The sequence below is a fragment of the Lentzea terrae genome (assembly GCF_003265345.1).
Classification (GTDB): domain Bacteria; phylum Actinomycetota; class Actinomycetes; order Mycobacteriales; family Pseudonocardiaceae; genus Lentzea; species Lentzea terrae.
The window spans coordinates 328,332-339,280 of the sequence record NZ_QFWW01000013.1 but is presented as its reverse complement, the minus strand read 5'-3'; the positions used below and the strand labels follow the sequence as shown (position 1 = coordinate 339,280).

The following is a 10,949-nucleotide window of genomic DNA, read 5'->3' as shown; positions in this document are numbered from 1 at the left end:
GCAGGTGATCAGCTGGTCACGCGGAACGTGGCGTCGCTGCGCGCGGTCGCGGTGGTGATCTGGTCGAGCCTCAACTGGTACGCGTAGTGGCGCAGGTAGCGGTCGGGGTGGTTGTAGGACTGGAAAGAGCTCCAGGACGACGACGCCAGCCCGGCGACCTGGCGGAAGGTCGCGTCGGCCTGGAACTGCGCGCTGCCGTCGTTCGGGGCGAGCACGAAGTCGTAGTTCTGGTGCCGCAGGTAGTAGCCGGGGTAGTTCACCGACTGGAACGACACGGCGCCGGAGTCGGCGAGTCCGGGCATGAGCCGGAACTGGGAGTCCTGCAGCGGGCTGACGTTCGGGTCGATGCGCACGTCGAAGTCTGCGTGCCGGACGTAGCGGTCCTGGAAGTTGAACGACTGCAGGCGATTGGTCGGCCTGGTGACGCCGTACTTGCCCAGCACCCGGCTCTCCTCGGCGGCGGTCAGGCTCATGATCCCGCCGTGGCGCTTGCGGGTGCTGCCGAGCGCGTAGTCCGACACCGTGCGGAAGTTGTTGGTGCTGCCCAGGTTCGTCGACGTGATCGGCATGTAGCCGCGGCCGGTGGCGAACTGGTCCAGCCAGAGCGCCCACTCGTTGCGGCCGTTGAACGGCATCCACATAGGACCTTCGACGACGTTGCCACCGGTGGCGCCGTTGGAGATGCCCATGTGGGACAGGTCGCCGATCCTGGTCCAGGAGCCGAGAATCGTGTTGCTGCCCTCGATGGTGATGTGCCCGTCCGCGGAGGCGCGGTAGTAGCGGAAGCCGCCGACGCTGGTGGGCGACTCCACGATCTGGGTGTCGATGATGCCCTGGTTGCCCGGCCGGTCGATGTAGAGGGCAGGTGCGCTGATCGTGCGGAAGTCACGGGTCCGCACGGAGTAGATGCGGTGCTTCTTGACGCCGTTGAGGGTCGCGTTCGTCGCCCAGTAGACGACGTAGTCACCCGTGGCGGGGTCGAAGATCGCCTCGGGCGCCCACGCGTCGCCCGCGCCGGAGATCGCGCCGGCCACGTTGAGCAGCCGCGGCGCGGACCAGTTGACCAGGTCCGTGGACTCCCAGACGACGAGCGAGGTGCTGCCGCGGTTGGCCGCGTCGCTCCACGACGTGCCGCTGGCGATGCGCAGGTCGGTCGCGATGATCCAGTACCGGTCACCGTTGGGGGAGCGGACGATCGCGGGGTCGCGCACGCCCTTGGTGCCCACAGTGGACAGCAGGGCCGGTGCGCCGTGGTTCAGGTCGTTCCAGTGCAGGCCGTCTTTGCTGTGCGCGAGGTAGATCTGCTCACCGATCGCGGTCTCACCGGTGAAGTGCGCCATCAGGTAGCCGGTGAACGGGTCGGCGGCAGATGCCCGGTTCACCGTGACGAGGAGTTGAGCAGCGAGCAGGAGCAACGCCGTGAGCAGGGCGGCACCTGTGCGCGACAGTGTGCGGTTCATGAAGTGCTCCGATCTTCATTGGTCGGGGCAAAGAGGGTGCGCTTGAGTTAGCGCTAACATTTGCTACGCGAAGGAGCTGCCTGCGGTCTTCGACGAATTGCCGTGCCGCTGTGTGATGACTCTGCGCAGGTCGCGTCTCTTGTTGCGCGGGCAGGGAAGTTCGATGGCATTCATGCTGCGGACTCCTCGCGTGGCTGCAGGGCCGCAGGAAGTATGCGTGTTGTTCGCGTTAACATCAAGAGTCGAAAGATGTGCGATCAGGGCTTGAGACGGACTGGGAGCCCAGGGGCGCCGGACGGCTTGAAGTTCGCCCACGCCGCAGGGTCGCCGGTGTGGAACACCGTCGCGTTCGGGCTCGCGGTGAAGACGTCGGCCTCCTGCCGCGGCGGTGTCGCGCCCAGGTGGACCGCGGTCAGCGCGGCGTTGCCCCGCAGTGCGCCCGGTCCGAGCCGGGTGACGCTCGGCACGACGACCGTGGTCAGCTTGGCGTTGTTGGTGATGGCGTTGTGCCACACCGTGGTCAGCCGGGGCGCGTGGACCCAGCGCAGGTTCGCGAAGCCGGTGACCGCGTTCTTGTCCAACTCGACGAGGGAGGGCAGGCGCAGCCCGATCAGCTTGCCGTTCAGGTCGAAGCAGTTGATGCCCAGGTATTCCAGCTTGGGCAGGTTGACCGAGATCAGCTCATGGCTGTCGTTCAACGCGTTGCGGCCGAGCCGTTTCAGTTGGGGTGCGGTGAAGTACTGCAGGCGGGAGGCGTCGTCGAACGCGAAGTCGTCGATTTCGACTGCGGCCGGCAGGTTCACCTTGACCAGGTACTGGTTGCGGCGGAAGGCGTCGTGGGCGATGGTGCGGGCGCTGGGCAGGTACAGAGTGCCGAGCTTGGCGTACGGGCCGTGGCCGAACGCCATGACGCCGATCGACCGGGCGCCGCGCAGGCTCACCTCGCTGAAGTTGTGGTTGCTGAACGCGCCGTCGGGCACTGCTTCCAGGTCGTCGAGGACGAGCTGCCTGACCCAGGTGTCCCACCAGCCGTTGTGCCACAGGTAGGGGAACTTGCCGCCGCGGGCCTGCTGACCCGCGCACGGCAGCCCGGACGCGGGGGTGCACTCCCGCCCGCCCTGGATGCTGCGCAGGTTGTAGACGTGCAGCCGGGTGAGTTTGGTCAGGCCGAGGTCGCGGTGCACGCCTTGCAGTGCGGCGAGGTCGGCGTCGGAGAGCGCGGTGCCGCCGGTGAGGTACAGCGCGATCCCGGTCGCGTTGGCCAGTTCCGGTTTGCGCTCGGCCAGGCGGGTCTTGAGCGCGTTGGTGGTGACGTCGTACTGGAACGCGCGAGTTCCCGCGGGCAGTTGGTGGTCACCGGGTTTGCTGGGCTGGTAGCTGTAACCGTCGGCGCGGCGCAGATCGGGATCGGCGGCGAACACCGGATCCGGCCCGGGATCGGCGGCCGGGTCCGCTGGCAGCGTCCCGTCCTGGTACGGAAACCGTGCTTCTTGCACGGCTTTCCGTTCCGCGCTTGGCGTTGTGGACGCTGCGGACGACGTGGTCGTCGTTGCGGACGCGCTTGAGGCAGCGGACTCGATGGCGGCGGGCGTCGGAGCGGAGTTTCCGCCTGAAACAAGGCTGATCGCTCCGACACCCGCGGCGGCGAGGACGGTTCCGATGACGACAAGGACAGCTTTGCGCTTCACAGTGATGTGAACGCTAACATGCCGTTCGTCAGGCGAGCCCGAAGCGTTCGGAGTGGACCTGCCGGTCCGGAACCTTCAGGCTGCGCAAGGTTTTGAGCACCGCCGCGGTCATTCCGCCCGGCCCGCAGACGTACACGTCGCGTTCGGTCACGTCGGGCACCAGGGCGCGGAGGCGCTCCGGCTCGAACGGCGATGCCCCCTCCGCCGTGCGTCCGGTGAGCAGGTGCAGCTGCCCACCGCACTCCTCGACCAGGGTTCGCACCTCGTCGGCCAGCACGGCGTCGCTCTCACTGCGCACCCGGTAGAGCACGACGACGTCGCCGACCGTCTCCTCCTCCAGCATGGCTCGGATCGGCGTGATCCCCACTCCGCCGGCGATCAGCAGGGCGCCTGGCCGCGTCCGGTGCAACGAGGTGAACGCCCCGTACGGCCCTTCGACGAACACGCGGCTCCCGACGGGGACGTTCCGCAGGCCGGCGCTGGCGCTGCCGACCGCCTTGGCGGTGAGGCGCAACGTGCGGCCGTCGGGTGCCGCCGACAGCGAGAACGGGTTCGCGTGCCACCAGTGGTTGTGTCCGGGGAACCGCCAGATGCAGAACTGGCCGGCCTGGGCGGGCAGCCGGTCGAGGTGGCGGCCGGTGACGTGCACCGACACGACGTTGTCCGACTCCGGCACGACCGCGGCGACCTCGAAGCGGTGGTAGGCGTTGCGCCACAGCGGCATGACGATCCGTCCGGTGACCAGGGCGCCGAACGCGAAGAGCCACATCGCCCACCAGTAGATCCGCGCGAACACGGAGGAGGTGAAGGTCGTGGTCTCCAGCAGCTGGTGGACGAACGCCAGTCCCAGCGCGAGGTACAGCAGCAGGTGCAGGCCGTGCCAGGTCTCGTACCGCAGCCGGCGCCGCACGTTGCGGGTGGAGACCACGCCGACCACGACGACGATCAACGCGGCGCACATCCCGAGCAGCGAGGCCGGCACTCCGGCGAGTGCGAGGAACGTCTTGCCCATCGACGCGTTGTCGAGCGTCGCGTAGCCCAGGACGACCAGCACGGCGTGACTGAGGATGGTCCACAGCAACGTGAAGCCGACCCACCGGTGCCAGACCGTCAACCGGTCCATGCCGATGCGCCGGTCGAGCCACGGCAGCCGGGCCACCAGCAGCAGCTGGCACAGCATCAGCACGGCGGCGTGCAGGCCGACGAACTTGGCGACCGTGAGGATCCCGTTCTTGCCGCTGCCCGCGGTGAAGAAGAGAACCTCGACGATCAGCAGGTTGACGACGATGAACGTCCACAGCGCCCACCGCGCTGCGACGATCGGGGGCACGGCGCGGTGCCGTACCTGAGAAGTCCTCGCCTCCACCGGCGTCCCCTTCGTCCACATGAAACTCCTGGGCCGGTAGGTTGAGTGATTAACGTCTTAAGCACAAGCCGGCACCGAGCCTGTTGAGATGGACATGAAGAGCACACATGTCTGGCGGCGTCCCACGCTCGAGGCCGTGGCCGCGCGGGCCGGGGTGTCCACGGCCACCGTGTCGAACGCGCTCAACGGCACCGGACGGCTGTCCGAGGCGACCAGGCAGCGCGTGATCGCCGCGGCGCGCGAGCTCGGGCACGCCCAGGCCAGCACGGCCAGAGCCACGGCGAGCGGCGGCACGGGTGTGCTCGGCCTGACGATGACGACGTACGGCGACCTGCCCGTCTCCTACACCGAGATCCCGTACTACGCCCAGCTGGTGCTGAGCGCGATGGCGGCGGCGCACGAACGCGGCTACCTGCTCGTCGTGCTGCCGAGCTCGCTGTCGCCGTGGATGTGGCTCAACACGCCGATGGACGGCGTCATTCACGTCGGACCGCGCGCCGACGACCCGGTGGGTGCCCTGCTGCGCGAGCGCGGCATCCCGATCGTGACCGAAGGCCGGCCACCTCGGGCGCGCAGCGGTGACGCGTGGGTGGACACCGACTGCGACGCGGGCGTGCGCCTGCTGCTGGACCACCTCGCGGAGGCCGGTGCCCGGCGGATCGGGCTCACGCTGCCCCTGCACGACGACGCTTATCCGCAACAGATCGGACGTGCCTACGCGTCCTGGTGCGCCGAACGCGAGACGTCCGTCCTCTTCGAGGAGTACGCCTCGCTGCCCGACTACTTCACGGCCGAACGGGACGCGGTCGGCCGGCTGCTCGACCGCGATCCGCGACCGGACGCCGTCGTCGGCGTGTACTCCGACTCCGGTCACAACGTCCTCGCCGCCGCTGCGGACCGCGGGCTCGAGGTGCCGCGGGATCTGCTGGTGGCGTGCATCAGCGAGGATTCGGACTACGCGGCGACGACTCCGCCCGTCACCACGGCCAGTCTGCGTCCGGACCGGGTGGGCGAGGAAGTGGTCGACGTGCTGATCGCTCTCGTCAACGGCCGGTCCGGGGTGGAGCGACGTCGGTCTGTGCAGCCGCTGTTGATCCCTCGCCGGTCCACTGCGCGGTGACCGGACGGACGCCCCGGATGACCAGGTAGCCGATCATCCAGAACTCGCCGACCATCGACGGCAGCACGAGGGCGTCGGCGACGAGCGGCACGTCCGGGACGAGGTACTTGGCGAAAGTGCTGAGCACGTAACCGATGCCGCCGGCGATGAGGGTCCAGCCGAGGCCGCGGGGCATCCAGCCGGAGCGGAGCACGCACCGGCCCATGGGGATGAGCCACAGGCCGAAGAAGAGCGCTCCCACGTTCCACAGGTTGCCGGCGATCAGGTACAGCAGCTGGACGGTGGCCGCCGCGTCCCCGGCCGGGGCGTGCGCGACCTCGACGGCCGTGGCCAGCATCGCCGCGCTGCCGAGGATCGCGACCGCGTTGACGAGGCCGAAAGCGGCGACACCGCCGGCGTTGACCGGATCCGCGTTGCGGAACAGGCGGTAGAACCACATCGCGGCGAGGGCCTGGGTGAGAACGACGAGCAGTTCGAAGGCGATGCCTGCGCGCGCTAACGATTCGTGCTCGACCAGGTTGGCGAGTGTCGTGCCGGGGTCGTTGGCGGCGAACAGTTGCGGCCGGATCACCAGGAAACCGAACAAGCCGGTGATGGCGAGGCCCAGGTAGAGCAGTCCGGTGGTGCGGGCTGTGCGGATCGGCGCGGTCATGGCGCTCCCTTACGTTGTAAGGCACCTTACCTTGTAAGGTAAGCACACGCGGTAAGGTGCGGACAAGAGTTGGGAGATCGGTGGCAGCGAAGGCGTCTCGGAAGCCGCTCAGTCGTGAGCGCGTGCTGGCCGCGGCGGTCGCTCTGGCCGATGCGCACGGGATTCAGGCGCTGACGATGCGTCGCCTTGCGGACGATCTCCACGTCGAGGCCATGTCGCTCTACTACCACCTGCGCGACAAAGAGGCCCTGCTCGACGGCGTGGTCGAAACCGTGATCGCCGAGGTCGACATCGCCGGCCTCGACGTGGACGGCGGCGACTGGCGTGCGCGGCTGCGCGAGCAGTTCCTCGCGGCGCGTCAGGTGATGCTGCGCCACCCGTGGATGCCAGGGCTGCTGGGCACCCGCCGGACCGTCCCGGCCAGCGTGTACGCCTACTACGACTCGATCGTCGGCACGCTCGTCGGCGCCGGGTTCTCGTACCGCCTCGCGCACCGGGCGCTGCACGCGTTCGGGAGCATGCCGCTCGGGTTCGTGCAGGAGATCTTCAGCCCTGCGTCGGCCGGCGGGAGCATGGAGGACGAGGCCGCCGAGGCGGATCTGGCCGCGATGGCCGAGGCGTTGCCGCATCTGACTTCCATGCTGGCGGCCGAGATCCACGACCAGGCCGACCCCACACTCGGGTGGTGCGACAGCCAGGTCGAGTTCGAGTTCACGCTCGACCTGCTGCTGGACGGGCTGGAACGCCTGCGCAGGTGAACGGCCCCGATCGCTGATGGCGGGTCTGTTTTGCGGAGTGGTATTTGATGCATTGACGGCGGCTATTTCGCTCGCAGGCGCATCAGATTGTTACCCGAGCTGGAATGTTTCACTCGATCGTGTGGCACCCGATGTGGGTGGGTCATGTCGGAGGGTAAGAAGTAGCGGTGGCGGTGGCTCTTTCAACGAGGGGAAGTACTCGATTGGATGACCAGTTCGCCGATCAACTCGCTCTGTAATCCCCGAAATAACCCGGAGTTACCTCTGAGACCCGATTGTCGGTCTGCGTTCGACGTGCTCGCGGATGCCTTGACGCGGTGCCACCAGGACCGAGTCACCGGAACATTGCGCGTTCTGGGCAATGCGGGCGGACTTTTTCACCTGCGCGACGGTGTGGTGATCGCGGTGGACAGCCCTGGTTCGCCCGGTGCGGACACGTTGCTGTTGAGCTCGGGCAGGATCAGCGCGGAGGACTGGACCGCTGCGCTGGTGGAGAGTGTTGGGACGCGGTCCGTTCGGGCGGCGCTCGTCGCTCGTGGGTCCATCGGCTCGGCCGAGGTCGAGGTCGTAGCGCTGGCCGCGCTGCAGGACGCGGCGTTCGCCGTTGCCGCCGGTGACATCGAGCAGTGCGTCGTCAGCGGCGACTCCGCCGAGGTGACTCCGCTGGCGGTGGACGAGGGGATCGGCCCGGACCTGCTGTTGTCGGAGACGGCTCGCCGGCTGGACGTGGTCGCTTCGCTGCCGGTCCCGGTGTCGCCTTACCGGGATCGCGTCGTGGCGGTGTCCGGGGTGGGCGTCTCGACGGCGGAGCGGCGGGAGATCGTCGCGCACGCCACGGGACGGCGCACTGCGCGGGACATCGCCTTTGCGGTGGGGCGCGGGGTCTATCCCGTGGTGGTGGAGATTTCTCGGATGTTGAGTGAGGAACTGCTGGAAATCGCCTCGCCTGCAACGTCGTTCAGCTTTTCGCACGGGGACCTGACCTCGTTGCGTCCGCGGGCGGAGGTCACGGAGGTGGAGCGCCCTGTCTGAACTCTTCGACCTTGCCGCAGTGGGAAGGAAGTTTGTGGACTACGACGCCCTGGCCGTCGAGTTGCGGTGGCTTCGGGAGAACGTCACCGGAGTGACCGACACGGTGATAGCCGCGTCCGACGGGATTCCCATCATCGCCGATGTGGCGAAGAACGTCGAACCCGCGCACATATCCGCGCTCGCCGCCGCCGATCTCGGAATCGCGCGGCAGGCGGCGGAGGTGATCGGGCTGGGCGCACTCACCCAGACCGTGGTGTTCGGCACCGAGGGATACATGGCCGTGTACGCCGTCGGGCGGATGTCGTTGATGGTCGCGCTCGGGGACAAGGGGCTGAATCTCGGCCGGCTGCTGCACGAGTCCAGGCCCGTGGTCGAGCGCGTCAGCTCGATCCTGACCTCTTAACACCCCTTGGTTGGCATCGGGTGAGCGGCAAAAAGCGCGTGTCCGCACTTGGTTCGTTCTGGTGGACGGCTGTGTGGGGACGTTTCCGTAAAAGATCGAGGTCGTCTCGATCGCCAGTTGACATGGAGAAGTGGAATCTGATGAACATCGATGTTGCGCTGAAAGAGGCCATGTCCATCTCCGGCGCCGTGGGCGTCGCGCTGGTCGACTACGACAGCGGGATGTCGCTCGGCTCCAGCGGTGGCGGGGAGTGGCTGAACCTGGAGATCGCGGCGGCCGGGAACACCGAGGTCGTCCGGTCGAAACTGCGGGTGATGCAGTCGCTCGGGCTCAACGACAGCATCGAGGACATCCTGATCACGTTGCACCGCCAGTACCACCTGATCCGGTTGATGGGTGGCGTGAAGGCCAGGGGCTCGCTCTTCCTCTACCTGGTGCTGGAGAGAGACGTAGCGAACCTGGCGCTGGCCAGGCACCAGCTCAAGCGCATCGAGGCTGATCTGCAGGTGTAGTGCACAATTCGGCAGATCCTCGGCAGGCGGGAACGGTGATGGAGCAGGTGTTCGAGTACGCGGACCGGGTCGCGGTGGTACGGCGTGCCGAGCAGTTCGCGGGCTACCTGCTCGTCACCGTGCCCGAGATGATGCCGTCGCCGAAACCGGTCACCTACGTCGACATGGTCTTCGCTCGGACGGACGCGGAGGAACCCTCCGGCTGGCGGTTCGAGGACCGTGCAGATCCCGGGGTCGAGAGCGCGCAGGAGGAACTCGCCGCGTCGATGCTCGAGTGGTACGGCACGGCCTTCCGCGTCAGCTGGCTGGACGACGTCGAGGCTGACCGGATTCGTACGACGATCTTCGGCTGAGGTGGGTGATGTCGTTGTTCCGCAGACGGGACGTCTTTGCCGACCCGATCCCGTTGGCGCCGGACCTGGCCGGATTCGGTGACAGGGTCGCGCGGCTCGAACGGGAGCACGAGACGTCCGGACACCTGTTGTTGAAGAAGGACGTCGTGAAGACGGGCGACGAGCGACCGCGCGAGGTGCTGGAGCTCAACGCGGTCATGGTGGATCCCGCGGAGTACCTGCAGGCGATCTACGACGAGACCGAGGCCCAAAACGAGCTGACGGCCGGCGTGATCCGGTTGCGCGGCATCGACCACGACATCGTCTGGCTGGACGGCGCGGACGCGGAAGCCGCGCGAGCGAAGTTCTGCTGAATCCCTTGGGTGATCACTCCGACACGCACTGTTCCACCCGGCTGTGAGGTATGGGTGAACGTGATCGGGGTCGCAAGGGAAGGGTTTGCTTAATTAGGTTAGCCTTGCTTGACTTGGCGCGCTCTTGACCACGTGCACCGAAAGGGTGTTGCCATGTCCAGCAGGGTTCGTCCGTCCGGCAGAGCGCTGGGAAGCCTCGTTCTCGCCGCCGTCCTGGGCGCCGGTCTGGCCGCGTGTGGCCAGGTGCAGGACTCGTCCACCCAGTCGACGAGCCCGGCGAGCTCCGACGCGTCGGCCTTCCCGGTGAAGATCACGCACAAGTTCGGGACCGCGGAGATCACCAAGGCGCCGTCGCGGGTGGTCGTGGTCGGTACGGCTACCGATGACCTCGACGCCGCGCTGGCGTTGGGCGTCACGCCGGTCGCGTTCTTCAACAAGTCCGGTTCCGACGCGGTGCCCAGCTGGCTCAAGGGCAAGCTCGACGCGAGCAAGACGAAGATCGTCAACGCGGCTGCCGGGGTCAACGCGGAAGAGGTCGGCGCGCTCACGCCCGACCTGATCCTCGCCACGTCCAGCTACGGGCTCGAGCAGGAGTACCCGAACCTCGCCAAGATCGCGCCGACGGTCGGGTACGCCACCGACTGGGGCAAGCAGACCTGGCAGGAGCACGTTCAGGTCGTCGCGCAGGCGCTCGGCAAGACCGGTGACGCCAAGAAGGTCATCGAGACCACCGAGGCCGCGATCACCAAGTTCAAGGGCGACAACGCGAAGGCCACCGGCAAGACCTTCACCGCCTCGGTCGGCAACACCGCTGGCAAGATGTTCTCCTTGGTGTCCAAGGAGGACTTCGCGGTCAAGCTGATCGAGCAGACCGGTCTCACGCTCAGCCCGGCCGTTGCCGACGCGACCAAGAACGAGTCCGGCAGCCCGACCGGCACGCTGACGCCCGAGCAGTACGACAAGCTCAAGGCGGACCTGGTGATCGTCGCGTTCACCTCGCCGGACCTGCAGGCCGCGTTCGAGGGCAACCAGCTCGGCGCCGGCGTCAAGAGCGGCAACTACCTGCTCGTCGACATGGAGACCATCTCGGCGCTGCGCTACCCGACGGCGCTCGACATCCCGTGGGTGCTGGAGAAGCTGAAGCCGGGCGTGTCCAAGCTCGCCTGACGCACCAACGCAAAGGGGCGTGCATCCTGCGGGATGCACGCCCCTTTTCGCTGTTTTACAGCGTTAGTGCTGTGACCGCCAACCA

The 10,949-nt window shown here is 67.5% G+C and carries 12 protein-coding genes; 8 read left to right on the top strand and 4 right to left on the bottom strand.

Annotation, left to right across the window (positions count from 1 at the left end; translation table 11 throughout):
- Nucleotides 1–8: 8 nt before the first annotated feature.
- The 3 genes from DI276_RS20255 to DI276_RS20245 form a co-directional block, all read right to left on the bottom strand.
- On the bottom strand, nucleotides 9–1,460 hold the full coding sequence (locus DI276_RS20255; RefSeq protein WP_112265634.1) for a glycoside hydrolase family 43 protein: 1,452 nt from the start codon (nucleotides 1,458–1,460) through the stop codon (nucleotides 9–11).
- 257 nt (nucleotides 1,461–1,717) lie between these two features.
- A complete protein-coding gene (locus DI276_RS20250) occupies nucleotides 1,718–2,956 on the bottom strand; it encodes a leucine-rich repeat protein (RefSeq protein ID WP_157984821.1) in 1,239 nt (412 codons plus the stop codon).
- Between the two features lie 220 nt (nucleotides 2,957–3,176).
- The gene (locus DI276_RS20245; protein WP_112265630.1) at nucleotides 3,177–4,535 is read right to left on the bottom strand and encodes a ferredoxin reductase family protein; all 1,359 of its coding nucleotides are present in this window, start codon (nucleotides 4,533–4,535) and stop codon (nucleotides 3,177–3,179) included.
- A gap of 73 nt (nucleotides 4,536–4,608) precedes the next feature.
- Between DI276_RS20245 and DI276_RS20240 the strand changes: the two genes are divergently transcribed.
- Nucleotides 4,609–5,634: a LacI family DNA-binding transcriptional regulator gene (locus tag DI276_RS20240; protein ID WP_112265797.1), complete on the top strand. Its 1,026-nt coding sequence runs from the start codon at nucleotides 4,609–4,611 to the stop codon at nucleotides 5,632–5,634.
- On the opposite strand, the gene DI276_RS20235 is transcribed toward DI276_RS20240, so the two are convergent.
- On the bottom strand, nucleotides 5,558–6,286 hold the full coding sequence (locus DI276_RS20235) for a DUF4386 domain-containing protein (protein ID WP_112265628.1): 729 nt from the start codon (nucleotides 6,284–6,286) through the stop codon (nucleotides 5,558–5,560). The two genes, DI276_RS20240 and DI276_RS20235, sit on opposite strands and share 77 nt — an antisense overlap.
- Before the next feature lie 80 nt (nucleotides 6,287–6,366).
- Here DI276_RS20235 and DI276_RS20230 point away from each other — a divergent pair, with 80 nt between their 5' ends.
- From DI276_RS20230 to DI276_RS20200, 7 genes are all read left to right on the top strand, one after another.
- Nucleotides 6,367–7,044, top strand: a complete 678-nt coding sequence (locus DI276_RS20230; RefSeq protein ID WP_112265626.1) for a TetR/AcrR family transcriptional regulator C-terminal domain-containing protein — start codon at nucleotides 6,367–6,369, stop codon at nucleotides 7,042–7,044.
- Between the two features lie 405 nt (nucleotides 7,045–7,449).
- Nucleotides 7,450–8,076, top strand: coding sequence for a MarR family transcriptional regulator (locus DI276_RS20225; RefSeq protein ID WP_157984820.1), 627 nt, complete (start codon nucleotides 7,450–7,452; stop codon nucleotides 8,074–8,076).
- A gap of 19 nt (nucleotides 8,077–8,095) precedes the next feature.
- A complete protein-coding gene (locus DI276_RS20220) occupies nucleotides 8,096–8,479 on the top strand; it encodes a roadblock/LC7 domain-containing protein (RefSeq protein WP_232836778.1) in 384 nt (127 codons plus the stop codon).
- A gap of 140 nt (nucleotides 8,480–8,619) precedes the next feature.
- Nucleotides 8,620–8,991 carry a hypothetical protein gene (locus tag DI276_RS20215; protein ID WP_198680767.1) on the top strand — a complete coding sequence of 124 codons (372 nt, stop codon included), beginning with the start codon at nucleotides 8,620–8,622 and terminating at the stop codon, nucleotides 8,989–8,991.
- A 38-nt stretch (nucleotides 8,992–9,029) separates the two neighbouring features.
- Nucleotides 9,030–9,344, top strand: a complete 315-nt coding sequence (locus DI276_RS20210) for a hypothetical protein (protein ID WP_112265620.1) — start codon at nucleotides 9,030–9,032, stop codon at nucleotides 9,342–9,344.
- An 8-nt stretch (nucleotides 9,345–9,352) separates the two neighbouring features.
- Nucleotides 9,353–9,697: a hypothetical protein gene (locus tag DI276_RS20205; RefSeq protein WP_112265618.1), complete on the top strand. Its 345-nt coding sequence runs from the start codon at nucleotides 9,353–9,355 to the stop codon at nucleotides 9,695–9,697.
- Nucleotides 9,698–9,850: 153 nt separating this feature from the next.
- A complete protein-coding gene (locus tag DI276_RS20200; RefSeq protein ID WP_112265616.1) occupies nucleotides 9,851–10,864 on the top strand; it encodes an ABC transporter substrate-binding protein in 1,014 nt (337 codons plus the stop codon).
- Nucleotides 10,865–10,949: the final 85 nt, after the last annotated feature.

Coding starts and splice junctions, on each gene's coding strand:
- DI276_RS20255 (WP_112265634.1), bottom strand. CDS start 1,460: ATGAACCGCACACTGTCGCGCACAGGTGCCGCCCTGCTCACGGCGTTG.
- DI276_RS20245 (WP_112265630.1), bottom strand. CDS start 4,535: ATGTGGACGAAGGGGACGCCGGTGGAGGCGAGGACTTCTCAGGTACGG.
- DI276_RS20240 (WP_112265797.1), top strand. CDS start 4,609: ATGAAGAGCACACATGTCTGGCGGCGTCCCACGCTCGAGGCCGTGGCC.
- DI276_RS20235 (WP_112265628.1), bottom strand. CDS start 6,286: ATGACCGCGCCGATCCGCACAGCCCGCACCACCGGACTGCTCTACCTG.
- DI276_RS20215 (WP_198680767.1), top strand. CDS start 8,620: ATGAACATCGATGTTGCGCTGAAAGAGGCCATGTCCATCTCCGGCGCC.
- DI276_RS20210 (WP_112265620.1), top strand. CDS start 9,030: ATGGAGCAGGTGTTCGAGTACGCGGACCGGGTCGCGGTGGTACGGCGT.
- DI276_RS20205 (WP_112265618.1), top strand. CDS start 9,353: ATGTCGTTGTTCCGCAGACGGGACGTCTTTGCCGACCCGATCCCGTTG.
- DI276_RS20200 (WP_112265616.1), top strand. CDS start 9,851: ATGTCCAGCAGGGTTCGTCCGTCCGGCAGAGCGCTGGGAAGCCTCGTT.